General features: G+C 44.7%; 21 protein-coding genes and 1 pseudogene. 2 read left to right on the top strand and 20 right to left on the bottom strand.

The annotated features are described in order from the left end of the window. Both AVZ68_RS05810 and AVZ68_RS05805 read right to left on the bottom strand, forming a co-directional pair. The coding region (locus tag AVZ68_RS05810; protein WP_180316676.1) for an ArsB/NhaD family transporter at positions 1–518 on the bottom strand (518 nt) is incomplete at its 3' end. A gap of 12 nt (positions 519–530) precedes the next feature. Then, the gene (locus AVZ68_RS05805) at positions 531–887 is read right to left on the bottom strand and encodes an ArsR/SmtB family transcription factor (protein WP_059103598.1); all 357 of its coding nucleotides are present in this window, start codon (positions 885–887) and stop codon (positions 531–533) included. Positions 888–1,069: 182 nt separating this feature from the next. Between AVZ68_RS05805 and AVZ68_RS05800 the strand changes: the two genes are divergently transcribed. After that, positions 1,070–1,795: a response regulator transcription factor gene (locus AVZ68_RS05800; RefSeq protein WP_059103595.1), complete on the top strand. Its 726-nt coding sequence runs from the start codon at positions 1,070–1,072 to the stop codon at positions 1,793–1,795. Positions 1,796–1,808: 13 nt separating this feature from the next. On the opposite strand, the gene phoU is transcribed toward AVZ68_RS05800, so the two are convergent. The 9 genes and pseudogenes from phoU to AVZ68_RS05750 all read right to left on the bottom strand — a co-directional run bounded on the left by phoU (position 1,809) and on the right by AVZ68_RS05750 (position 12,029). Continuing rightward, the gene (gene phoU, locus AVZ68_RS05795; RefSeq protein ID WP_059103594.1) at positions 1,809–2,462 is read right to left on the bottom strand and encodes a phosphate signaling complex protein PhoU; all 654 of its coding nucleotides are present in this window, start codon (positions 2,460–2,462) and stop codon (positions 1,809–1,811) included. A 13-nt stretch (positions 2,463–2,475) separates the two neighbouring features. Beyond that, a complete protein-coding gene (gene pstB / locus AVZ68_RS05790) occupies positions 2,476–3,315 on the bottom strand; it encodes a phosphate ABC transporter ATP-binding protein PstB (RefSeq protein ID WP_437182679.1) in 840 nt (279 codons plus the stop codon). Next, the gene (gene pstA / locus AVZ68_RS05785) at positions 3,311–4,123 is read right to left on the bottom strand and encodes a phosphate ABC transporter permease PstA (protein ID WP_437182678.1); all 813 of its coding nucleotides are present in this window, start codon (positions 4,121–4,123) and stop codon (positions 3,311–3,313) included. Before pstA ends, pstB begins: the two co-directional genes overlap by 5 nt. A gap of 60 nt (positions 4,124–4,183) precedes the next feature. After that, positions 4,184–5,125 (bottom strand): phosphate ABC transporter permease subunit PstC, encoded by a 942-nt coding sequence (pstC, locus tag AVZ68_RS05780; protein WP_437182677.1) that lies wholly within the window; start codon positions 5,123–5,125, stop codon positions 4,184–4,186. A gap of 66 nt (positions 5,126–5,191) precedes the next feature. Beyond that, entirely contained in the window at positions 5,192–6,166 is a 975-nt protein-coding gene (locus tag AVZ68_RS05775) for a PstS family phosphate ABC transporter substrate-binding protein (protein WP_059103591.1), read from the bottom strand. 615 nt (positions 6,167–6,781) lie between these two features. Beyond that, positions 6,782–7,786, bottom strand: coding sequence for a biotin synthase BioB (gene bioB / locus AVZ68_RS05770; RefSeq protein WP_059103590.1), 1,005 nt, complete (start codon positions 7,784–7,786; stop codon positions 6,782–6,784). 351 nt (positions 7,787–8,137) lie between these two features. Then, positions 8,138–10,267 carry a heavy metal translocating P-type ATPase gene (locus AVZ68_RS05760; RefSeq protein ID WP_157404589.1) on the bottom strand — a complete coding sequence of 710 codons (2,130 nt, stop codon included), beginning with the start codon at positions 10,265–10,267 and terminating at the stop codon, positions 8,138–8,140. Then, on the bottom strand, positions 10,251–10,640 hold the full coding sequence (locus tag AVZ68_RS05755) for an ArsR/SmtB family transcription factor (RefSeq protein ID WP_059103587.1): 390 nt from the start codon (positions 10,638–10,640) through the stop codon (positions 10,251–10,253). Before AVZ68_RS05755 ends, AVZ68_RS05760 begins: the two co-directional genes overlap by 17 nt. Before the next feature lie 193 nt (positions 10,641–10,833). Next, positions 10,834–12,029, bottom strand: a pseudogene (locus AVZ68_RS05750) (DHH family phosphoesterase). Between the two features lie 130 nt (positions 12,030–12,159). On the opposite strand from AVZ68_RS05750, the gene AVZ68_RS05745 reads away from it, so the two are divergent. Further along, positions 12,160–12,858 carry a hypothetical protein gene (locus tag AVZ68_RS05745; RefSeq protein WP_180316675.1) on the top strand — a complete coding sequence of 233 codons (699 nt, stop codon included), beginning with the start codon at positions 12,160–12,162 and terminating at the stop codon, positions 12,856–12,858. A gap of 501 nt (positions 12,859–13,359) precedes the next feature. Here AVZ68_RS05745 and AVZ68_RS05740 read toward each other — a convergent pair. From AVZ68_RS05740 to sigF, 9 genes are all read right to left on the bottom strand, one after another. Next, positions 13,360–15,411, bottom strand: coding sequence for a catalase (locus AVZ68_RS05740; protein ID WP_059103586.1), 2,052 nt, complete (start codon positions 15,409–15,411; stop codon positions 13,360–13,362). Positions 15,412–15,571: 160 nt separating this feature from the next. Beyond that, a complete protein-coding gene (locus AVZ68_RS05735; protein ID WP_059103585.1) occupies positions 15,572–17,617 on the bottom strand; it encodes a catalase in 2,046 nt (681 codons plus the stop codon). A gap of 149 nt (positions 17,618–17,766) precedes the next feature. Continuing rightward, a complete protein-coding gene (gene lysA / locus AVZ68_RS05730; protein ID WP_059103584.1) occupies positions 17,767–19,086 on the bottom strand; it encodes a diaminopimelate decarboxylase in 1,320 nt (439 codons plus the stop codon). 268 nt (positions 19,087–19,354) lie between these two features. Next, the gene (locus AVZ68_RS05725) at positions 19,355–20,839 is read right to left on the bottom strand and encodes a spore germination protein (protein WP_059103583.1); all 1,485 of its coding nucleotides are present in this window, start codon (positions 20,837–20,839) and stop codon (positions 19,355–19,357) included. After that, positions 20,829–21,392 carry a stage V sporulation protein SpoVABEA gene (gene spoVAEA / locus AVZ68_RS05720; RefSeq protein ID WP_059103582.1) on the bottom strand — a complete coding sequence of 188 codons (564 nt, stop codon included), beginning with the start codon at positions 21,390–21,392 and terminating at the stop codon, positions 20,829–20,831. The genes AVZ68_RS05725 and spoVAEA overlap by 11 nt, the downstream gene beginning before the upstream one ends. 9 nt (positions 21,393–21,401) lie before the next feature. Further along, positions 21,402–21,752, bottom strand: coding sequence for a stage V sporulation protein AE (spoVAE, locus tag AVZ68_RS05715; RefSeq protein WP_059103581.1), 351 nt, complete (start codon positions 21,750–21,752; stop codon positions 21,402–21,404). Then, positions 21,752–22,762 (bottom strand): stage V sporulation protein AD, encoded by a 1,011-nt coding sequence (spoVAD, locus tag AVZ68_RS05710; RefSeq protein WP_059103580.1) that lies wholly within the window; start codon positions 22,760–22,762, stop codon positions 21,752–21,754. Before spoVAD ends, spoVAE begins: the two co-directional genes overlap by 1 nt. A 57-nt stretch (positions 22,763–22,819) precedes the next feature. Continuing rightward, on the bottom strand, positions 22,820–23,278 hold the full coding sequence (gene spoVAC, locus AVZ68_RS05705) for a stage V sporulation protein AC (protein WP_059103579.1): 459 nt from the start codon (positions 23,276–23,278) through the stop codon (positions 22,820–22,822). Between the two features lie 416 nt (positions 23,279–23,694). Further along, on the bottom strand, positions 23,695–24,462 hold the full coding sequence (gene sigF / locus AVZ68_RS05700) for an RNA polymerase sporulation sigma factor SigF (protein ID WP_059103578.1): 768 nt from the start codon (positions 24,460–24,462) through the stop codon (positions 23,695–23,697). Position 24,463 lies beyond the last annotated feature (1 nt).

Here is a 24,463-nt window from a genome sequence, read left to right as displayed (position 1 = left end):
ATGCCAAAGAAATCAGCAGAAACAATATTCACCAAGTTACTAACAATCAAAGGCAGTGATGTGGTGTCTGCAATAAACCCACTGGCAATAATAAACGGAAAAACCATTTTTTCATCAAAATTCAATGAACGAACCATTGCCAGAACGATGGGTGTTAAAATCAAAGCTGCCCCGTCATTTGCAAAGAATGCGGCGACAATCGAACCTAACACACATACATAGACAAACATGAGGACTGCGTTCCCTTTGGCTGCTCTTGTCATATGTAGAGCGGACCATTCAAAGAAACCAATTTCGTCCAAGATAAGCGATATTATAATGACCGCGATAAACGTTAATGTTGCGTTCCACACAATGCCTGTGACTTCTATAACGTCTGCAAAATTAACGACACCTAGAAGCAAGGCAAGGATAGCTCCTCCGCATGCTGACCAGCCGATGTTTAAATTTCTAGGCTGCCAGATGACAAGGACAAGTGTTAAGACAAAAATCGTCGATGCCAAAATGACTGAAGTCAACAAGGTCCCCCCTTAATTACAAATTACAGGTGTTTCTTTCATCAATAACTCTTTTAGTTGCTCATCATCACCATCAATGTAATTAAGTACATCCACAACGACCTGATAGTGCTTAGATGAAGGATCAAGAGAGTAAAATCTCCACTGTCCTCTTCTTACTTCTTTTAATAACTCTGTTTGCTTCAACTTCCGAATGTGTTGACTAACCGCCGGTTGACTAATTTCGAACATCTCTACAAATTGACATACACAGTATTCTTTTTTTTGTACAAGTTTCAAAATCAACAGCCGTGTAGGGTCACTGAGTACTTTTAAACACTGAGCAACCTCCGCTGAAGTTAGATTTGCTGTAGCTACCACTAGTATCATCTCCTTCACACTCATTATATTACCTGCCTTTTATATAAGTCAATAATTATGTTTAATATAACTTATTCTGTCTAGTAAATGATGTGCCTGTATATTGACACCTCGTTATATAAATGGTACTTTATATACATATTTTATTACATTGTTGTTGTGTTATATACAGAGAGGAAGGAGCCGTCAATATGTATACCATTATCCTTCTTAGTGATGACTCTTCGATAAACTCTAAGACCACTGAACAACTTTCGAACCCTCTATTTTCAATAAACATCGCACATACTTTCCAGCACTTATTCGAAAGGAATAGGAATGACATTGATTGCATTCTTGCAACACCAGAGATTTTAGGTCATAACGAGGTAAACTCTATCCAAAAAATAAAACGTCATTTCCCTACGATCCCCTTAGTCATTGTTTCAAATTTATACGATGATATTCATGCTGTGCTGTTTATTGAAGCAGGCGCAGATGAGTTTTTAATTCTTACTAACGAAAATAAAAGGGAACTTGTCTCACGAATAAAACGTGTTATTCGCATTTACCATTGCGTTTGTTCACCTTCAACTAGTAGTGATACAAGTAATCATGTTGTCTCCTTTGGAGACTTATCGATGTACCTAGACGAATATAACGTTTTTTATAAAGGACAACAAATCTTCTTTACCGTTCGTGAATTTCAGTTGCTTAACATATTACAAAAACACCGCAATGAGATCGTAAGCCGCCCTCAAATCAACACTATATGGAACAAAACGACGGATACTAATAGTGATAATGACCGAGCGATTGATGCCTATATATACAATATAAGAAAAAAGCTTACTAGTAATAATGTCACAGATATCTCAATTGCTTCTTATAGAGGCAAAGGATACATGTTAATAATTGAAGAGAACCACTCCAAATGAAGTGGTTCTTAGCTTAATCATTTAAATCCATTTTCGTTCCGTTGACCAAGTACAAAATATTCTCTGCAATATTTGTGATGTGGTCTCCTGCTCTCTCAAGATACTTACAAACTAATAATAGCTGCATGATCCCCTCAGAATCGTTTTGGTTCATAGCCGAAACGCGCATTAACTTGCCAACTGACTGTCTGTATAATTGATCAATATCATTGTCTTTTTGCGCGCTCTCTAAAGCGCGATTAACATCTTCTTTTACATAGGCCTCCATCGTGTTTTCAAGCATCTCGCGAACAACACCATTCATTTTGCTAATTGGCAGTAACACATCATTAAATGAATCGTAGTTATAACGTTGGGCAGTTTTGGCAATATTCACTGCATAGTCCGCAATCCTTTCGATATCATTCGAGACTTTTAAAGCAACGATAATTCTTCTTAAATCCGAGGCAATTGGTTGTTCCCTCGTTATTAATAGGATTGCCTTTTCATTAATTGTTTCTTCTTTTTGATTAATTGTTTTATCTTCACGGATAACTTCATTTCCCAATACATTATTGTGTTCAGTCAGACACCGATTTGCTTTTTGGTGTGCTTTGATGGTCATTTGGGAAATGGTGTGAACGTCTTCTTTTAGGGAATCTAACTGAAGGTGGAAATTTTCTCTCATCGTATATACCTCCTTATCCAAAACGCCCAGTAATATAATCATCTGTTCTGCTATCTAAAGGGGTAGAGAATAGTTTATCCGTTTTATCCATTTCAATCAGCTCACCATGTAAGAAAAATGCAGTAAAATCAGAGACTCTCGCCGCCTGTTGCATATTGTGAGTGACGATAATAATGCTGTATTTCTGCTTCAGATCTTGGATGAGCTCCTCTACTTTTAGAGTAGATATGGGATCCAATGCGGAAGTAGGCTCATCCATTAGGATAACATCAGGCTCAATGGCGAGACATCTGGCTATACAAATTCTTTGTTGTTGTCCTCCTGACAAACCATAGGCATTGTCGTGCAACCGGTCTTTAACTTCCTCCCAGATCGCTGCCCCTTTTAAACTTTTTTCCACAATCTGTTCAAGCGTTTTCTTGTCTTTAATCCCGTGAATTCTCGGTCCATAAGCCACATTTTCAAATATCGACTTAGAAAAAGGGTTCGGTTTTTGAAAAACCATCCCTACCCGAGTGCGTAATTCTTCGACTTTATATTTCGTATCAAAGATATTCTGCTCCCGGTAGTGAATATCGCCAGTGGTTCGAACTATCGGCGTCATTTCAACCATACGATTAAGTGTTTTTAGAAAGGTGGACTTTCCACAGCCAGATGGTCCAATAATGGCTGTAACCGTCTTCTCGGGAATGTTCATATCAACACTTTTTAAAGCATGGTTATCCCCGTACCAAAGGTTTAGATCTTTGACGTTATACACGGATGATGTATCCTTTACGCTTGGTCTTGTATTCGAATTCACCGTTTCACGTACTTCCTCTACCACTTTTTCCATTTTGCTCACTCCCTTAATGACGATTGGAAAACTTATTCCGAATTAGTACTGCAACAGTGTTCATAGAGATTAACATAATAAGTAGTACTAAGATGCCTGCAGCTGCAACGTATTGAAATTCTTCTTGCGGCCTACTAGTCCAATTAAAGATTTGAATGGGCATAGTCGTGAATTGCGAGAAAATCCCTTCTGGCAGAAAAGCAACGTACGTCAATGCACCAATGACAATTAGTGGGGCGGTTTCGCCAATCGCTCTTGATAGGGCAAGAATGTTACCAGTAATGATACCGGGCATTGCTGAAGGCAAAACAATTCTTAGAGTCGTTTGCCACTTGCTTGCGCCCATTGCAAAAGAAGCTTCTCTTAGGTCACTAGGGACGGAACGAATAGCCTCTTGGGAAGCAACAACGATTATTGGCAAAATCAGCAACGCCATTGTCATGCCACCTGCGAGAATACTTCTTCCTAAGGCCATCTCACGAACGAATATCGTTAGCCCTAGCAGACCAAATACAATTGATGGAACTCCTGCAAGGTTGGAAATGTTCATTTGGACAAAGCTTGTGAACTTTCCTTTTTTGGCGTATTCCTCTAGGTATACTGCCGTGCCAACCCCAAGGACAAATGCCAAAGGAGCCGTCACACACATAATCCATATTGAGCCAATAATTGCCGCTTTAATACCTGACTCCTCGGCTCTTCTTGAAGCAAAACTGTTGAGAAAGTCCCAATTTATATAACCAATGCCATCAGCAATAATCCTAAACAATAAAATGGCCAATACGATTAGACCGAAGCTTGTTGCGCCAATGAACAAAGAATTCATTGCTCTGTTTTTAATCGCTCGGGTTTTTATTTTTTTCACCGCTTTTTCATGATTCATGTCTTAGTACACCTCCCGAAATCGGCGAGAAATGACATAAGCAGTCAAGTTCATGAGCAGTGTAAACAAGAATAGTGTCATCCCCACTGCATAAATACTGTAATACTCTGTTGTCGCGTATCCAGCATCTCCAAGACTGATCTGTACTATATACGCTGTCATCGTTTGGACTGCATTCGTGATATCAATCGTAGACGTCGGATTGGATCCACCTGCAACTGTGACAATCATTGTTTCTCCTATCGCTCTTGAAATTGCGAGTACAAAAGAGGCAACAACCCCAGATAAGGCAGCAGGAAGAACTACTTTTATGGCAACTTCAAACTTTGTCGCTCCCATTGCAAATGCCCCTTCACGCATTGAGTTTGGAACAGCACTCATTGCATCTTCGGACAATGAAGCGATCATTGGGATAATCATTATCCCCACAACGATTCCAGGGCTTAACGCGTTATATATTGCTAGACCGGGTATGATTTCTTGAAGTATAGGCGTAACGAATGTTAGGGCAAAGAACCCGTACACGATGGTTGGTACCCCTGCTAAGACCTCAAGTATCGGTTTAATAATTTTTCTACTTCTTTCTGATGCATATTCGCTTAAATAGATGGCGGAAGCGAGACCGATCGGAATGGCTATACACATGGCAATAACTGCAATTGTTAAAGTCCCCACGATTAATGGACGAATCCCAAAACTAGGGTCATTGTGCATTGGGTACCATTCAGCGCTAGTAATGAACTCAATAATGGAAACTTGGCTAAAGAATTGGCCGGTCTCAAATACAAGAGTGAAAATGATTCCGAAAGTTGTAAGGATCGAGACAACTGCGCACAACAAAAAGAAAGCTGGCATTCCCTTTTCCGCAATTTGACTAATCCCACGCTTCTTTTTCTTTTTCTTATCAATCAAATCTCGAACCGAGCTTCGTTCAAGATCATTCATCATGCTTCCCCCTAGCTGTAACATGTTTATAGGAAAGAACCGGTCGGTTCTTTCCTATAATTTCTACTAATTATTTGTCGCCTCATCTATTTTCTCTTGGTTGCTTTCATAAGATTCCGCTGGAGAATTAATATACCCAACTTCAAGAGCTAGCTCTCCAACTACTTCGTTTAAATAGTTTACATAAGCAAGTACTTCAGGTCTTTGCAAAGACTCTGTATTAACGTACGTATAGACAGGCCTAGACAATGGTGCATATTCTCCCGAGTTGATCGTTTCTTCTGTCGGCTCTACAACACCATTCTCTCCTTCTATTGGAACAATTTTGAGCTTGTCTGTATTCTCAATATAATAAGCATAGCCGAAGTAGCCAAACCCATTTCTGCTACCTGCCACCCCGTTTACAAGGACGTTGTCATCCTCTGAGAGTTGAGCATCTCTTCGCATGTTTGAATCTTCAAGGATGACTTCTGACCAGTAATCATACGTTCCAGAATCAGTCCCTGGGCTAAAAAACTCAATTTCTTCCTCAGGCCACTCATCTCTAATGTCTGCCCAAGTTTCAACGTCCTCATCTGTCCATATCTTCTGGAGTTCCTCTACGGTTAAATAGTCAACCCAGTCGTTTTCAGGATTAACGACGACAGACAATCCATCGTAGGCCAGCTCTAGCTCAATAAATTCAACGCCGTTTTCCTCGGCTTCTTGCTTTTCCTCTTCTAGCATTTCCCTTGATGCATTACTCAAATCGGTTTCTCCTGCTACAAATCGATTCATCCCACCGCCAGTGCCGGACACACCCACAGGGGCTTGAATATCTGGCTGTTCAGCTATAAACTCTTCCGAAACAGCTTCAATGATTGGAAATACAGTCGATGATCCATCAATGGATACTTGACCAGAGAGTTGTTCTTCGCCCCCGGCCTGACTATCTTCACTTTCCCCACCCTCAGCTTGACTATCTTCACTTCCTCCGCCACAAGCCGCTAACACAACTGAAGCCGTTGCAATCGGAAGAATCTTTTTCACTAGATCACGCATTTGTAATCCCCCTTAGTTGATGTCCGTTCAGTAACAGGATAAATACTTCATGTAAATCCCCATTGGATAAAATGTTAAGAGTATGTAAACCGTTCAATTCATCTATTCACAAAACCGCTATTAACTGGTCATTTCAATTTACATGTACTCCATTTACATCAAGAGAAGCACAAAAAACCAAAGTGATCGTGGTGTCGAACAGACCGGTCACTATTGGTAGAATTTAGAGTATTTTTCTTGTGCTGTGCGGCCCACCGACAAAAATGACACGAAAGACACCACGGTCATCGCAAAAGCAGTGAAAGAACGGCGCTATATGATGCCGGACTGCGAGAAGGGATCATAACGAGAGACCTGCTTATCCAAGCAAAAGGACGCGTGCCATTCCGCCAATGATGGAAAGAGGGAAGGCAAACTTCTTGATTCCAAAATCGTTGTGGTGAGAGCGTCGCCGTATGGGGGGAAGAATTCTGAAATAACGGCTAATCAGCAGAATAGAATCGGAATGGTGTGATAGCTTTTTCAAAAGCGTTCAGTTCAACTCCCCCACTAGCTACTGCTAAAGTGGGGGAGACTTTTTGGTTCCATTTGTTAAAAAATAACATTGTACGGTTCTTAACTGCCTGCCAAGCTAGCCTTCATTTCTTCTACCGACTCAACTTCAAACCCTAGGTCAAGCAACATTTTGTGATCGTTCGTCTCTTCTTGCCCTGCCGTTGTGAGGTAATCGCCAACGAAGATGGAATTGGCTGCATATAACCCTAATGGCTGCAGTGAACGAAGGTTAACTTCTCGCCCGCCCGAAATTCGAATTTCTTTTGCTGGATTGATAAACCGAAATAACGCCAGAACTTTCAAGCAGTAAAGAGGATTGAGTTCGTCTACTCCTTCGAGGGGAGTCCCATCTATAGCATGTAGAAAATTAACCGGAATTGAATCAGCATCAAGGAGCTTTAAACTGTTGGCCATATCGACCACGTCTTGCTTTGTTTCTTTCATCCCTACAATGACACCCGAACATGGAGACATCCCAGCTCCTTTCGCCACTTCCACCGTATGGACTCTGTCGTCATACGTATGTGAAGTTGTAATGGTTGGGTGGTGGCTCTTGGATGTATTGAGATTATGATTATATCGATGGACTCCGGCTTCTTTTAGCCGCTCCGCTTGCTCAGGCTTTAACAGCCCAAGACATGCACAAATTTTCAACCCATATTGGTCTTTAATTTCTTTTACAGCATCAACGACTTGATCCACTTCTCTCTTTGATGGTCCTCTCCCGCTAGCAACGATACAGTACGTCCCTATATTTAACTCATACGCACGTCTCGCACCTTCTACAAGGGAGTCCTTGCTTATAAATCGGTAGGAGTCAATGGATGCTTTTGAAATGGCAGATTGAGAACAATAGCCGCAGTTTTCAGGACATAGTCCCGATTTCGCATTCATAATCATGTTCAGTTTTACTTTTTTTCCATAGTAGTGCTTTCTAATTTGAAAAGCAGCATGCATGAGTACTAAAACATCTTCATCTGGACATTCTAAAATCGAACATGCCTCTTGATTTGTGACTTCCACACCATCTAGTACTCGCTCAGCAAGTCCCATCCATTGATTCATTTTCCTACCTCCATTTGATTGATTCGCGACGTCACATTCATACGATCGATGCCATTTTTTCGACCCTTGAACGTAAGGAGGGGAACACGATCGTCCGTTTCCCCTTGCATTCTTGTTAATCTCCTCGTCTATACGTAAACTAATACTATAATAAGGTTAACATTAGGGTACGATTCTTCTCCGATTCTGTCAATATTGTTGTTGAAAATTCTTTTGGCTTCGCTTCTGTTTTTCCTTCCTTTGCTGTTCTGTTACCAATCTCCTTCTTTTCGTTCCGTTTTCTAATCGTCTGGAGATAACAAAAAGAAACAAGCGGGAAATCCCCCACTTGTTTGAACGCTCACTGTCTATTCACTCTTTCACTCGCAACAACCGCAGACCATTCGCAGTCACAAGGAGGGTTGCCCCGACATCCGCAAGTATGGCAATCCAAAGCGTTAACCATCCTGGAACGACGAGTAAGAGAGCGGCTATTTTAATTCCTAATGAGAAGCTAATGTTTTGTTTAATAATCGTCAGGGCTCGACGGCTCAATTTAACGGTATACGGAAGTTTTTTTAAATCATCTCCCATCAACGCGACGTCGGCCGTTTCGAGAGCGGTGTCTGTGCCAGCTCCTCCCATAGCGATGCCAACGGTCGAAGCGGCAAGAGCAGGGGCATCATTCACGCCGTCCCCAATCATGGCTACTTTCCCAAATTTCTCTCTAGCTTCTTTGATGGAGGTCAGTTTATCCTCCGGCATTAACTCTGCTTGAACCTTCGTTACGCCGATTTGATCCCCAATGGCGCGAGCGGTTTCCTTGTTATCCCCCGTTAACATAATGGTGTTTTCAATCCCCATATCGTGTAATTTAGAGATCACTTCCTTACTCGAACTCCTCACTTCATCTGCAACCGCAATAACCGCTAGAACAGCTTGATTTGTACCCACCATCATCGCCGTCTTCCCTTGTTGTTGAAGGGTTTGAACCTTTCCTGATGCTTCGACAGGGAGGCCCCCTGCTAACCATTCTTCAAAAAGCTTCGGGCTTCCGATGTAATAGGTGGTGTCGTTAATAACCCCCTTAATGCCTTTCCCGGTTATCGAGGAAAAGTCAGTAACCTCTATGGCTTTGTATGGTGCTTTTTCTTGCTCTGCTTTCTGAACAATAGCAGAAGCTAATGGGTGCTGAGAACGCGATTCTAAGGCTGTAACGATGGAGAGTAGTCCTTGTTCATCCGTATCGTTTAGTACAGAAAAGTCAGTGACAACCGGAACTCCTTTGGTCAATGTTCCTGTTTTATCGAAGGCAATCGCTTTTAAGGTCCCTGCCTCCTCTAGATAAACGCCTCCCTTGATTAACACACCATTCTTCGCAGCATTTCCAATTGCGGTGATGATGGAAACGGGGGTAGAGATGACAAGCGCACAGGGACAACCTACCACGAGAACAGCAAGACCTTGGTAAATCCATGTTTCCCAAGAGGCTCCTGCCAGTAGCGGGGGAAGAACAGCTACTAACGCTGCCACTACGATAATGGCCGGTGTATAATATTTCGCAAAACGGTCCACAAAAGCCTGTGAAGGTGCCCGTTCGGCTTGTGCGTCTTCTACTAATTGGATGACTTTCGAAATCGTTGTGTCCTCGACGTGTTTGGTCACGCGAACTTCCAGTAAACCTTCTTCGTTTAGTGTTCCAGCAAAAACTTCGTCATCGACATGTTTTTCTACAGGAATCGATTCCCCTGTGATGGCCGCTTGATTAATCGAAGAGTTCCCATTTACCACCACCCCGTCCATGGCGAGTTTTTGCCCCGGCTTAACAATCATGATATCGCCGATCTCAATATCATCCACACGAACCGTCATTTCTTGCCCATTTCTTTTTATCAGCGCTTCGCTCGGGGCAATATCCATGAGTGAACGAATGGACTGCCTGGCCTGGTCCATCGAAAAGCGTTCGAGCGCTTCACTAATAGCAAAAAGAATGACTACAATCGCCCCTTCCGTCCACTCGCCAATGATGGCTGCCCCGATCACCGCCACGGTCATGAGGGTTTTCATATCAAATTGGAGGCGAATTAAATTCATCAAACCAACTTTAAAGAGAGAGTATCCCCCTATCGCCATTGAGGAAGCAAAGGCTAAAACGGTTACAAGGTTCTCTTCGCCATTGATAAATTGTGACAGCAACCCAAACGCTAGAAAAAGAAGTGCGCCCATAATGGTCATATGTTTTTGCAGAAAAGGGACTTTTTCTTGAGTGTTGTCTTTTGATTTTTCTTTTTCTGGTCGTACTTTTAAATTTTCAAAGGCCCCTGCTTTTTCAAGGTCTTCGATGGAAGTATTTCCGTGAACGGTTACTTTTGAGGCGCCGAAGTTTACTTTTGCATCCACTACTCCCTCTAGGTTTTTAACGTTCTTTTCAAACGTTCCTGCACAATGGGCGCATGTAAAGCCTTCTATCCGGTACACGTGTTTGTCATTCTCGCTCGACACGACTTTGTACCTCCCTGCTATGAACGACGGCCGTCGTCACAAGTTGCCGCACGTGGTCATCATCTAAAGAGTAAAACACAAGCTTTCCTTCTTTACGGCTTTTGGCGATGCCAAGATTACGCAAATGCCGTAAATGATGAGAGGCGGTCGCGGTTGTTGATCCGATAATATTGGCTACATCACAGACACATAGTTCGTTTTCTTGCAGCAATGAATAAGCAATTTTTAAACGAGTCTCATCGGATAACGCTTTAAATAGATCCGCAACGGGGACAAAATGTTCCTCGCTAACAAGAGCGGAAATCCGATTTACCTTTTCCTCGTCATAACAAAAAATTTCACAGGCATCTTTATTTTCTTTAACTGCTTTCATTACACCCACCTCATTCAAACGATCAATTGAATATTAGTTTATGCTCCAATCAGGAATATGTCAATATGATAATCAAATGTTCATTTTATTATTCAAATGAACGAAAAAACTCGTACCAGAATGATCACTCTGGTACGAGTATCTCCTTTTTCTGACATTCACAAAATTCCGCTACACCTTTCCCCCTTCCCGTCTATTCAATTTGCTTTCTGCTTCTTACCTCATCCATTAAATAGCTGACAAATATATCATCTCTTACAAGCCAGGCTGCATCATACCTTTTTAAGAAATTTTCCCCTTCAAGAAAACTTGTAAAGGTCTTATCCATTTTTGTTTTATTTTGTTCAATGACCCAATCACAATCGTTGACCGGGTAAAGAAGAAAGCGATCTTCTTTTTGATTTGTATACAGGGAGCCGAATGAGGAGTTTCAAATTATACCTGTTTCTCTTCGCATCTTCATGTAGAGGTTTCAGGTGGAACGTTTCCGCGACAAACTGCTTGTATGCTTCCTCGGTTAAAGAACAGCCGGATGCTTTTGCATGCCCGCCTCCACCGAAACGACCGGCCACTTCAGACACATCAATATGATCGTGAACCGTTCGGAACCCTACTCGTTTTCCTCCCATATTTAATATCGCGATATAATCAAGATGCGAGTAGTCTTTTCCGAGTTCATTTCCAAGCTCGGAGTGATAGGACTCCGCATAAACGATACTCGCAAAATGGTCACCTACTTGAGTCTGAACGAGTTCTCGCCTTTTTCGACGGATGTAGCGCTCTTTCTTAACTTCTTCCATATCCAGTAATTTCGTTTCAAACTCATCAAATTGGAAGTGGTCGCTTGTTTTCAACCGATGGAGCATTTTTTCCTCAAATTCGTCAATCAAAACTAGAAAAAAGAGAGCGTTGAGCCTCCTGGCTTGATCGTTGTCGTTTTTTTCCCACTCCCATGTATCGTACTGTCTCACGAGCTCTACAAACTCGGCTACTGCCCCCTGATGGCTTTAGTTGTTGCTGAGTGACAAGGTATTCAAGAAATAAGGACGTCGCTGAAGCTAACTTCCCTTCCTCATTCTCAACAACGACGTGCCCCATTCATAATCATTCAGATGCATGGCAGACTTATGGTGATAAAGCAACTGGACATTTCCCATGGATGATAAAAGGTCTCAAGTCTTTTTAGTCTTTTTTCATTCTCTTCATTTACGTACAAATCGGTAATAAACAAAAATGTATTCTTGTTGTCGTTTCCCAAAAACCATTCAACTTCACAATCGAGACTTGAAACAGAATTGTACCGCACCTTCACCTGTTCCCAAAATCGAGTTTCGCCAAAATCCCGCACGCGACCCCATCCAAATCATTATGCGACAACATTTTGTACATGTTATTCACCCCAAAACGTAGTATGGGATGAAATGGTGAAAATTATTGATCCTATGGTTGGAAGTTTATTTTACGTTTAATTTTAGTCGTTAAGTAAATCTTAAACGTAAACGCTATGAGGAGGCATGCTATGGAACAAGAAGAAAAATTGAAAACGGTTGGGATTTCAATGGCAAGCGACCTAAAGGTACAGACTGTGGGTGGCGCTGAGAAAACGACTGATACTGTGGTGGATATGGACAACGTTCAAGCGATTACTAATGATTGGAATGCCATGTCCAAGAAAGCAGCTAATCTTACAATTGAACAATACGGTCCACCAAACGAAGCGATTTCCAGCAGATTAATTTGGTATAACAATGGCCCGTGGAAACGGACGATTGTTTACCGGGATGAAATTCCACATGATTTCCCACAACCGCATACTGATGTGATCGAAAATTATATTAACTATTCAGTACCACCAGAAATGTTTAGCGAGCTTGCAAAATTTGATGGCAGCGTAATCGTTGAAAGGACAAGAGGAGAAGTATCTTCTCGATGTGATATGGAAGCAGCCAATATTCTTGCTCTTAACTTAATGAATGATATTGTTACAGGTAAGTTAAGCGCTAAAAAAGCTCGTGAAGTCTATTGTGAAGTGACCTCGGCTTTTATGATGAATAGGCCAGCACCTTATGCAGAAAAACTTCAATTTGATGTCCCAACAAAAGAAAATTACGATACGGACATAGTGATGATTGCTGATGAGATGGTGCATGAAGCCATTGAAAAAGTTAACGATGCAATAGAGAAAGATGAAAGCAATCGTGGTGGCATGTATCATTAGCCCATTGCTTAGTTTAATAAGCTGCCTGAAGGGTCTCAGCAGCTTTCTATTTTAGATTAACGTCCATGTCTCGTTATACTCTAAATGAGAACATAGGGTTATTAGTCTGAAGGTGGAACACTCTGCAAAGCGAACTGAGCCCATTGAAAAACCATCATTTTTTCAACTAGAGAAATTACAAACAAAAAAACGGACCCTTCAATTCCAGTTTTAGGAATTATGGGTCCGTTTTTTTGAATGACGGAGGGGATGTTGGGGGATTATTCCCCCATTAATTTGAGAATTGGTTTGATGTCACCTTCTCTGAGATGGCACGGGTTCCCGTGAAACGATTATGTCTTGACAGCCTTCGTCATTTCTTATGATTATTGCTCTCGTAATGCTTTTGCCTTCCCTCATTTCCAGTTCGCGCAGCACTGATCACACCCAACGCAGGCAACCCTGAATTCAGCCTTTCTATTCATGTACCGTTATGATCGGCTTCGAGATAACATACCCACCTTACCTTCTATCCCAAAAGCGATGCTGACCGATCGCAGCGACAAATTCATCTGCGAAGGTAGGATTATCTGCCGCAAAGACAACGCCAGGCGAAGCATGTTGAAAATACGATTGTGCCGTTGTTGCCACGCCAATTGGTTTGTAGTGTTCGTACGCTTCCCTTATGAACATCGTGAGATCTTGATTGAATTTCACTTCATTGTTAGAATGCCCGCCAACCACATAAAGGGCATCAAGCATAAAAGGACTTGATGTAAGAAATGATTGATCCACTTTGATTTCTGTACCATCGGAACCTGTGACAGTGCCAAGCTGGTCACTCACGACTTCTACAAAAACCCCCTGTTGTTTTAGGGTATTGAGAACACTTGTTACCTCATCGCGATTGAATCCGTCACCAATCAGTACACCGACTTTTTGCGTGTAGGCGTATGTTGGTTGATTGGCCTGGCTCAGAGAAGGGTAACTTGTGGAAACGGGAACATGGGACCCACTTGGACGATCGACACCGACATTATCTGCAATGATGGATGCCATCTCCTTGTCAACGTTCACGTACATATCAACGACTTGCTGACGAACAGATGCACTTTGTACATTTCCAAGCTGATAGCTGAACGCTTCGATAATGTGCTGCTTTTCAACGGGTGTCATGCTATTCCAAAAGATCCTTGCTTGAGAAAAGAAATCGTTGAACGATTCGCTTCGGCCTCGTGTGACATAGCCTTCCACTTTTCTAGGGTAATGAGCGTAGCCGCCTTCTTGCGGTGGTGTGGTGTATGGGGTGTTTCCTGCGAGCGAATTTTTATGATAGCTTACTTGATCCACATCAATTCGATGTCTCATAGCCCCGCGTCGCTGGTTATTATGAAAAGGGCAGATGGGCCGATTAATGGGGAGTTCCTCATAATTGGCGCTGCCAAGTCGATGATGTTGGGTATCTTTATACACAAACAACCTGCCCTGCAGGACGGGATCATTGGAAAAGTCAATGCCAGGAACGACATTTGCAGGGTTAAAGGCCGATTGTTCTGTTTCTGCAAAATGATTATCGACATTTTTATTTAATGTCAGTTTACCAATGCAGTGAACAGGGATCACTTCTTCCGGCCAAAACTTGGAAGGATCGAGAACATCAAAGTCGAAGTTAAATTCATCCTCCATTGCTACCAGCTGGACGCCTAATTCATATTCAGGATAAGCACCGCGGTCAATGGCTTCCTTGAGATCCCGCCGGTGGAAATCCGGATCGAGCCCGCCTAATGCCAAAGCCTCATCTTGAAGGAATGAATGGGCACCGAGTACAGGTTTCCACACAAACCGGACAAAGGTGGCTTTTCCCTGCTCGTTGACAAATAGATACGTATTAATCGCCCACGATTCGAACATCCGATAACTTCTTAGAATCCCCCGATCCGACATCACCCACAGAACCATATGAGCCGTTTCCTGATTACTGGCTACAAAATCCCAAAAATTGTCGTGTGCGCCAGCGGCAGTAGGAATGTCCGTACGAGGTTCGGGTTGATACGCATGCATGATATCGACAAACTTCATCACGTCCTGCACAGCGAATGCAGGGAATGAGAGCGATGTAAGGTCGTAATTCCCTTCCTCCGTATAAAACTTTGTGCCCCAGCAGCGGATATCCCTAGCCGTATCATACGATCCTTTATCGCCTTGTACGGTGGAAAATCGGACAAACACCGGGGTCTTTTTTCCAGGTTCCTGCAAAAACCCCGCTTTTGTCAGATGACTCATCGACTCATAACATTCGAATACCCCATGGGCGCCGTATCCTCTTGCATGGACCACTCGTTCCGGAATCTCTTCACGAGCAAACTGTGCCATCTTCTCTTGAAAGTGAAAATCTTCTTGTAATGAAGGACCGCGTTCACCGGCTTTTAAAACTTGCTCATCATTGGAAATTTTGACTCCTTGTTTGGTCGTCAGTGGCTTTCCGGTATTTTGCACACGATGCTGATCGAGTTGCTCCTGTTTGCTCGTTCCGTCCACCGGTTTCTTGTTTTTTGACGATGGTTTATTTTCCATGTCATCACCCATCTTTACGTAAGAATTTGCTGTCCCTATTTAGATACGTATGCATGGCTTGTTGAGATTAGAATATTCCCATGGAAGCTTAAAAAGAAACGTGCCCAAAACAAAACCCGGTGGCCACCGGGTTAGTAGTAAGAGGAATCGACCTTTCCATTCATGTTCGATTCCAAAAGCGCTTCTGAGCGATGGCAGAGACAAATTCATTGCCGAAGTCAGGATGGTTTGCAGCAACAATCACGCCGGGTGAGGCATGCTGAAAATAAGACTGGGCCGTTGTGGCCACACCAATTGGTTTGTAGTGTTTGTATGCGACATCGATATAGTTCATAATCTCGGAGATAAACAAGGCTTCATTTTTGCTATGGCCTCCAACAACATAGAGCGAATCTAACAGGTAAGGACTTGATGTGAGAAAGGTCTTATTGGCTTCAAGGGTTGTGCCATTCGCTCCTGTGACCGTCCCAAGTTGATCACTGACGATGTCGATAAAAACGCCATTTTGTTGAAGGTAGTTAAGAACGCTGATGACCTCGTCACCATCAAAACCATCGCCAATCAGTACCCCTACTTTCTGCGTATAAGCGTAATTGGGCGTATTCGCTTGGCTCAGAGAAGGGTAACTTGTGGAAACGTTAACATGGGTTCCACTTGGACGATTGACACCAATGTTATCAGCTACGATACATGCCAACTCTTGATCAACGTTGACAAGTAAGTCAACAACTTGCTGACGAACAGACTTGCTGTTTACGCTTCCAACCTGATAGCTGAATGCTTCAATCATGTGCTGCTTTTCAACGGAACTTAAACTATTCCAAAAGATTCTCGGTTGCGAAAAGTAATCCTTGAACGTGTCGCTCCGTTTTCGAGTAAGGTGTCCTTCCACCCATTTTGGATAATGTTTATAGCCACCTTCTTCTGGAGGCGTCTCATGTGGTGTGTTATTTGCCAGCGAATTTCTATGATAGCTTACCTCATCAACATCGATGCGTTCCCTCATTTGGCCTCGTCGAATATTATTAAAGACCGGGCAAATCGGTTGATTAATTGGTAGGTGTTGGAAATTTGCTCCAAGTCGATAATATTGTGCGCTTTGATAAGCAATCAACCTGCCCTGTAGGACGGGATCATTGGAAAAATCAATACCCGGAACGACATTTGCAGGATTAAAGGCGACTTGTTCCGATTCTGCAAATTCATTATCAACATTTCTGTTTAAAGTCATCTTACCGATCATGTGAACAGGGACGACTTCTTCCGGCCAAAATTTAGAAGAATCGATGACGTCGAAATCGTAGTTGAATTCATCTTCTTCCGGTATCAACTGGACGCCTAGTTCATATTCCACATAAGCCCCGCGATCAATCGCCTCCCGCAAATCCCTACGGTGGTAGTCTGGATCGATGCCGCCGATTTTCTGTGCCTCATCCATTGTCAGGGAATGGGTGCCAAGGACAGGTTTCCACGTAAACCTCACAAAGGTGGCTTTCTCTTGTTCATTGACAAAGAGGTACGTATTAACCGAAAACGATTCCATCATCCGATAGCTTCTGACAATGCCTCGATCCGACATGACCCACATGATCATATGAAGTGAATCCGGATTGTTCGCAATATAGTCCCAGAAAGTATCATGGGCACCGGAAGCTGTAGGATAACCAGTACGTGGATTTGGGAAGTATGCATGCATCAAATCAGGAAACTGCATCGGATCTTGATTTTCTTTTACAGGCATACTAAGCATTGTAAGATCGTAATTTCCTTCCTCCGTATAAAACTTTGTGCCCCAGCAGCGTAAATCCCTTGCGGTATCCTTGGACCCTCTGCTCCCTTGTACGGTAGAGAACCGTACAAATAAAGGCGTCTTTTTTCCGGCTTCCTGCAAAAATCCTGCTTTTGTAAACTGTTTCATCGACTCATAACATTCAAATTCCCCATGGGCTGCGTACCCTCTTGCATGAACCACTCGTTCCGGTATCTCTTCATGAACAAAGCGTGTCATTTTTTCAAAATAGTCATAGTCTTGACGCGCGGCAGGACCGCGCTCACCGGCTTTTAACTGATCCGTATCGTTTGATATTTTTCTCCCTTGATTGGTCGTTAATGGTTTTCCTGTGTTTGATACACGATACTTATTCAGCTGCCGATTTTTAGCATTTTCTACGCCCGATTTTTTATTGTTGGATGATGATTTATCCATCGAATCACCTAACCTACTTTTAAATTTTAACCCCATTCACAACGTATGTACTTGGTCCGAACTTATTCCTTATTTTACCTCCCACTGCATTTTTATTAGGGAAAGGTATTGAAAAAACCGCACCATCTTCACATGGTGCGGCTCCTCTTTCACAGCTCTACTTTCTCTTTCAACGGCACATCCAATCGGACAAGATCCTCATACGTTTCTCGCTTCACAACGAGCTGAGACTTGCCGTTTTCCACAAAAACGACGGCCGGACGCGGGATGCGGTTGTAATTATTGGCCATGGAATACCCATAGGCGCCCGTACAGAACATGGCAAGCACATCTTCGTGCTGCACTTCGGGGAGCGGCAAATCCCACACGAGCATATCGCCGCTTTCACAGCACTTCCCAGCGACTGAGTAGACTTCCGTGGTTGGCTCACTCGCGCGATTGGCAAGCACGCCTTCGTATTTGGCATCATATAAAGCCGGACGGAGGTTATCACTCATGCCGCCATCAACGGACAGGTAACGGCGCACATTCGGGATATCTTTCGTTGACCCAATCGTATACAGCGTTGTACCCGCATCACCGACGAGAGAGCGGCCTGGCTCTATCCAGATCTCCGGTACATCGATGCCTTGCTGCTGCGTGAGTGTTTTTACCGTTTGAACCAACTTTGAAACATAGGCACTCGGAGGAAGTGGCGTGTCCCCTTCGACATACCGGATGCCAAAGCCGCCTCCGAAGTTTAGCACCGAAGGAACAAACCCTTCTTCTGCCCGCCACTGCCCAAGATGTTCAAATACCTTTTCTACAGCAAGGACAAAGCCATCGGTCTCAAAAATTTGCGAGCCGATGTGGCTATGGATGCCGAGCAATGTTAAGTGGGCGCTCGCCATGGAGAGTCGAATTGCTTCGCTTACCTGGTTGCTCTCAAGATCAAAGCCGAATTTGGAATCTTCCTGCCCCGTGGAGATAAACTCATGGGTGTGAGCCTCAACCCCGGGCGTGATGCGCAGCAAGATGTCCATTCCTCTCCTCTGTGCCGCACAAAGAGCTTCCAGCTCCCTCAGTTCGTAAAAGTTGTCAACAACCACGCAGCCGATGTCAGCGTCAATGGCCATTTGCAGTTCATCGCGGCTTTTGTTGTTGCCATGAAAGTGGATGCGTCCAGGGTCAACGCCGGCCGCTAGGGCCGTATACAGCTCTCCCCCAGAAACGACGTCAATGCTTACATCCAGTTCGCTGGCCAGTTCGTACATGGCAAGACAGCTGAAGGCCTTGCTAGCGTAGGCCACTTGGTAAGCAACGCCTTCGTTTTCAAAAGCTTGTTTAAAGCCCTCCGCCCGCTGGCGAATGAGCGCTACATCATAGACAAAAAGTGGCGTCCCGTATTCAACCGCCAATTCAGTGGTATCCACGCCGCCAATTTCCAAGCGATTGGCTACATTTATTTTGCTTGTTCCGTGTAAATACATAGGTGGTTCTCTCCTTTTTCTTACCCACCGGAACTAGACAATACCGAAAAGCGTAGGCGCCCTGCTCACGAGCGACAAGTTCTGGAAGAACGGCAGCATCAAGCCCGCCATTGGCTTGATCTGGCGGTCTGAAGAAACCTCGAGCGAGTGGGTGCCGGAGCTAGACAAAAAGTAGCTACAGGGATGTGTACAGTAGCTACTTTGCCCGTTCACGATTTTAACCCCAGTGTACCAAAGTTCTCTCTTTTTGGCTATACGCATTGCGCCCTTATTTGGTTGGCGCTTGCTTGATTTTATCCTGTGGGTGAACAATGCTTGGGCGCCAGCGAACGGAAGGCACCGCTGTTCGGAACATGATTTGATAGAGAGCCGGTGGATCGAAGGGCAGGAACGGCCACAAATACGGTTTGCTGAAGGGTTTCATCGCTACCATCGCGATAAAAAACAGAAACATGGAAAGCACGAAGCCCATCGGACCAAACAAGGCGACAGCAAGAATTAGCACATAACGCCCGATCCTTAGCGCTACGCTAAGCTCATAACTTGGGGTCGCAAACATCCCAATCGCCCCTAGTGCAACGTAAAGGATGACCTCCGCCGTAAAATACCCCACCTCAATCGCCATATCGCCAATGAGTAGGGCCGCCACAAGCCCAAGAGCTGTGGCAAGCGGAGAAGGCGTATGGATCGCGGCCATCCTGAGCAGTTCAATGCCTGCTTCAGCGAGAACAACCTGCACGGCGATTGGAACATTATTATTCTCCTCCACCCCAACAAAATCAAGAGCTGGAGGAAGCAGTTCTTGATTCTGAGCGAGCAATAACCAAAACGGAACAATCATAAGCGAAAAGAGAATCCCAGCAAATCGCATCCAGCGGAGGAAGCTTCCTACTGCAGCGGATTGGCGATACTCCTCCGCATGCTGTACATGATGAAAGAGCGTCGTGGGCGTAATAATGACAGAAGGAGACGTATCGACAATCATGACCACATGCCCTTCTAAGATATGCGTTGCCGCGACGTCTGGCCTCTCTGTGTAACGGACCAGTGGCAATGGATTGGCCCCTTGCTTCACGATGTATTCTTCAACCACTTTATCCGCCATGGTCAATCCATCAATATCAATCCCGTCCAGCTCTTTTTTCACAAGCTTGATCATTTTCGGGTCGACCACCCCGTCAAGATAACAAAGACAAATGTCGGACTTCGAACGTACCCCGACTTGCAAAATCTCCATGCGCAATCGCTCATCTCGAATGCGCCGCCGTGTCATCCCTGTGTTCAAAATGATGTTTTCCGTATACCCATCACGAGCCCCACGCACCACACGTTCCGTGTCTGGCTCTTCTGGAGAACGTCCAGGGTATTCACGAACATCGACAATGAATGCTTTTTCTTCCCCGTCAACGAGAATAAAGACAAGTCCTGAAAGCATTTGCGTAATCGCGTTGTCCATCGAGTCCGTTTCTTCAACTTGCACATGGGTGAGATGGTTTTTAACTGCAGAAAAGACGTGTGTTGTCTTTCGGCCCCTCGCCTCCAGGTCCATCAATTCTTTTAAAATTTCAATAAGATAGTTGTTATCAACTAAACCCGTCACATAGTAAATGTAGACGTCTCGATCCAAAACATGTAGCTTTCGTACGCCTACGTCAAAAGACGTGCCGAGACCGAGCCGTTCTTTGAGTCGCGCTTCGTTTTTCTTCAGATCGGAAGAAAACAATTCAGGCTTATGCTCCTGTTTATCTGTCACGATACCCGCTCCTTTCAAATATTAACTCAATCGCTTGTTTGGTGATCGGAGCCCCTCTTTTAATGTCGTCAAATCGAGCCATTTTGCCAATGTCTCCAATGCCAACCACGATAGGAAGATCCAGTTCATCCAAGACATAGACGGTATCTCCATTAATACGCCCAATCTCCATATCGCTAAGCCCTTCTTTGTCCACGCCGTACGCCGTCAGCTCCCCGAAACGGTCGATCGATACATCCACATGCGCCCACTCTTTGGCGTGGGTTGCGGAGGCGACCGCGACGGCCCCGAGCACGTGAATATCCGGATGGTGAGCGAGGGCACGCATCCCTTTTTCACCTGGGCCGTTCTCTCTATATCCACAGTCGTCAAACATGACGAAGATAGGACGATCGGGCGCTTGCAAGACGAGCGAACAGAGTTCTTTCTCCGTTAGCATCGAGGGGTTGCCCGCTGAGGCACTGATGCAAAAGCAGCCAAGCTCTTCGGCTATATGTTCAATCGCATGACGGGCGGCCAAATCGCCATCCGTCACGAAAATTACCTGTTTCATGGTTCATTCCTACCCTCTTGGCTTGAAAATGAGTGCAGTCAAAAAACTAAAAACGACCGAGAACGTCAGCACCGTAGAAGCCAGTTCAAAGACTCCGTCGCCGATGGCAAATAACCCAAAGCGCGCTCCCTCGCTCATCGCGCCGTGAATGAGCGAGTAGCCAAGCCCGGTAATCGGAACGGTTGCGCCCGCTCCGGCGAATGCAACAAGCCTTTCATACAAGTGAAAGCCATCCAATATCACGCCAATGACCACGAGGACCACAAGCATGTGAACCGGGGGGAGCTTGGCTTGATCGAGTAGGACTTGCCCGACAAAACAAATTGTCCCTCCAACAAGAAACGCCCAGACATATTCCATCACGCATCCTCCGCTTCAAACGTCACCGCATGAGCAATCGCGGGAATCGATTGCTTTTGCTGGATCATGAGCGGACTCAGGAGTGCCCCCGTGGCGACCACGAGCACACGCTTAAGCCGCCCTGATTGAATTTCTTGTAACACATGTCCAAACACAACGGCAGAAGAACAGCCTGCCCCACTTCCCCCGGCGTACAGGCTTGGGTCCGTGTTGTAAATCATCACGCCGCAGTCTTCGTATGTATGGGTTACTACGATTCCTTTCTCTCGCAGCAGCTTCCTGAAAATCTCACTCCCGACACGCGCAAGATCTCCTGTCACCACGAGGTCGTAATCGGAAATCGAGCGCTTTGTTTCCGCCAGATGAGCGAGTGTGGTTTCCGCCGCCGCAGGTGCCATTGCCGACCCTAAATCGAGCGGGTTGCCAACGCCTAAGTCCTGAACAGCCCCGATGGTCGCTTCACACACACGAATCTTTGTTTTCTTATTATGGAGTAGAATCGCCCCGGCAGCAGTCACCGTGGTTTGTGCACTGTCAGGCTTTTGGACCGCAAACTCCGTTGGGTAGCGAAACTGCTTCTCAGCCGCTCCGTAGTGACTGCTTGCTGCAGCCATGACTCGTCTAGTGAATCCTCCGTCGATAAAGATCGAAGCGATCGCCACCGATTCCATCGAGGTCGCGCAGGCCGAATACGAACCCAAATACGGAATGCCAAGATCACGGGCCACAAAGCTTGACGTGACCGTTTGATTGGACAGGTCGCCAGCTATCAAAAGATTGACGCGATCCGGCGTTAAGGATTTCTTTTCAAGACAAGTATCGATTGCCTTTTGCATCAGCGTTCGTTCCGCCTGCTCCCAGCTTTTTTCTCCACAATCCATACGGGAAAAGGCGTAATCAAAACTTTCCCTTAAGGGGCCCTCGCCTTCCCGCGGCCCGACGGCTGTGCCTGTTGCCTCCACATAGACACCACTTTTGAATACATACGTTTGTCTTCCTAGACGCTTCATCAATGGTTCTCGCCTCTCTTATCTAACTAAATGACCGTCCATTCTTTATTCCGAGGTTTATTGAATAATCGTGCGAATGATCAGTCGCGAAAAACTGACCACATACGCAGAGACAATCCCAAAAACGATAATCGGACCTACAAGCTTAAGCATCTGCGCTCCGATGCCCGAAATAAGCCCTTCGGATCGATGCTCCAGAGCCGCGCTCGTCATCGCGTTCGCAAACCCTGTCATTGGCACAAGCAGTCCTGCCCCAAGTTCCTGCGCCCATTTGTTGTACCATCCCATTCCAGTTGCAAGAGACGCACAAGCAATCAGCGTAACCAGCATATAACCCGTTGCCTCCATTTCACTAACGCTTAGAAGCTGTTCATAAAGGCGCAGAAGGGCTTGGCCGAGTACACAAAAAAGGCCGCCTGAAACAAAGGCCAGAACCGAGTGTTTGAGAAAATGGGGCTTGGGAAGATACAGGGCGATGTTCTTTTTGTACTGTTCCTGCTTTGCTTTATCTAGCATATACAAGCCCCCTTTTCGAACGTTTTCTTAGTTGTAGTATGACTAGAATCAAAAACTTCATTCACTTTCCTTGCGAAAAGGAAAGGAGGTCGAACTCGTGCAAGCGCGAAAATAGCGCAATAGGAAAAAAGCACGAACTTTTGTGCATTTTGTCAAAAAAACGTTTGACATAATCTTTATGCCTAGTCTATACTATTCATACACCTTCTGTATCCGCATCCTCAGGTGGATCATTCTTTCCTCGGTTTCACTTCAGGCTTTTGTTTATCCGGCCTACTACTCCACCTGTTAGATCTGTCCACTGTTTCGTACTGTTCCGTTCTACCCTACGTATCCTTCAGATTCCTCTTCCTTAGCCCCTTTCACACAAAAGAAGCAAGCCTGCTTCTCCTCAAAGCAGGCTTGCTTCTTACTCATTAATCGTCCGTCATTTCTTCTTTCATTTGTTCAAGTATTTTCTTCTCAAGTCTAGATACTTGTACTTGAGAGATGCCGAGGCGCGTAGCCACCTCTGACTGGGTTTGGTCTTTGTAATACCGCAAGTAAACAATCAACCGCTCTCGCTCATTCAAATCACGAATGGCCTCTTTTAATGCAATTTTATCAAACCAGCGCACTTGGGTGTGATCCGCAATTTGATCAAGGAGCATAATCGGATCGCCATCGTTTTCATAGACGGTCTCGTGAATGGAGGAAAGCGTTCGGTTCGCGTCTCCAGCAAAGACAACCTCCTCTGGCGTCACCCCCAAATACTCGGCAAGTTCATTCACCGTCGGCGTTCGTTTGAGAGACTTGGTCAGCTCATCTTTAGCCTTGCGAATCTTGTTGCTAAGCTCCTTGATCGATCGACTCACTTTCACCGTGCCATCGTCGCGCAAGAAACGCTGAATTTCACCAATAATCATCGGTACCGCATAGGTGGAGAACTTCACGTCGTAGGAGAGGTCAAATTTGTCCACCGATTTAATCAGGCCGATACAGCCAATTTGAAAAAGATCATCCGCTTCATACCCTCTGTTCATGAAGCGTTGCACCACGGACCAGACGAGTCGAGTATTGCGGTTCACAATCGCGTCCCGCGCCTCTGTATCCCCCTCCTGGCTTCTTGCGATCAGATCTTTTACTTCGTTGTCCGTGAAATGGGCTTCTTTTTTTCTGCTTGTGTGTTTCACCTCAACGTCCATA

This window comes from Shouchella shacheensis (genome assembly GCF_001484965.1).
Lineage (GTDB): Bacteria > Bacillota > Bacilli > Bacillales > Bacillaceae_D > Shouchella > Shouchella shacheensis.
Note: the sequence above shows the minus strand (reverse complement) of the source record. Positions and strands in the feature narration are given on the sequence as shown.

Bases quoted from the DNA above. Each gene is read 5' to 3' on its own strand.
- AVZ68_RS05805 (WP_059103598.1), bottom strand. From the start codon at position 887: ATGATACTAGTGGTAGCTACAGCAAATCTAACTTCAGCGGAGGTTGCT.
- AVZ68_RS05800 (WP_059103595.1), top strand. From the start codon at position 1,070: ATGTATACCATTATCCTTCTTAGTGATGACTCTTCGATAAACTCTAAG.
- phoU (WP_059103594.1), bottom strand. From the start codon at position 2,462: ATGAGAGAAAATTTCCACCTTCAGTTAGATTCCCTAAAAGAAGACGTT.
- pstA (WP_437182678.1), bottom strand. From the start codon at position 4,123: ATGAATTCTTTGTTCATTGGCGCAACAAGCTTCGGTCTAATCGTATTG.
- pstC (WP_437182677.1), bottom strand. From the start codon at position 5,125: ATGAATGATCTTGAACGAAGCTCGGTTCGAGATTTGATTGATAAGAAA.
- AVZ68_RS05775 (WP_059103591.1), bottom strand. From the start codon at position 6,166: ATGCGTGATCTAGTGAAAAAGATTCTTCCGATTGCAACGGCTTCAGTT.
- bioB (WP_059103590.1), bottom strand. From the start codon at position 7,786: ATGAATCAATGGATGGGACTTGCTGAGCGAGTACTAGATGGTGTGGAA.
- AVZ68_RS05755 (WP_059103587.1), bottom strand. From the start codon at position 10,640: ATGAAAGCAGTTAAAGAAAATAAAGATGCCTGTGAAATTTTTTGTTAT.
- AVZ68_RS05745 (WP_180316675.1), top strand. From the start codon at position 12,160: ATGGAACAAGAAGAAAAATTGAAAACGGTTGGGATTTCAATGGCAAGC.
- AVZ68_RS05740 (WP_059103586.1), bottom strand. From the start codon at position 15,411: ATGGAAAATAAACCATCGTCAAAAAACAAGAAACCGGTGGACGGAACG.
- AVZ68_RS05735 (WP_059103585.1), bottom strand. From the start codon at position 17,617: ATGGATAAATCATCATCCAACAATAAAAAATCGGGCGTAGAAAATGCT.
- lysA (WP_059103584.1), bottom strand. From the start codon at position 19,086: ATGTATTTACACGGAACAAGCAAAATAAATGTAGCCAATCGCTTGGAA.
- spoVAEA (WP_059103582.1), bottom strand. From the start codon at position 21,392: ATGAAACAGGTAATTTTCGTGACGGATGGCGATTTGGCCGCCCGTCAT.
- spoVAE (WP_059103581.1), bottom strand. From the start codon at position 21,752: ATGGAATATGTCTGGGCGTTTCTTGTTGGAGGGACAATTTGTTTTGTC.
- spoVAD (WP_059103580.1), bottom strand. From the start codon at position 22,762: ATGAAGCGTCTAGGAAGACAAACGTATGTATTCAAAAGTGGTGTCTAT.
- spoVAC (WP_059103579.1), bottom strand. From the start codon at position 23,278: ATGCTAGATAAAGCAAAGCAGGAACAGTACAAAAAGAACATCGCCCTG.
- sigF (WP_059103578.1), bottom strand. From the start codon at position 24,462: ATGGACGTTGAGGTGAAACACACAAGCAGAAAAAAAGAAGCCCATTTC.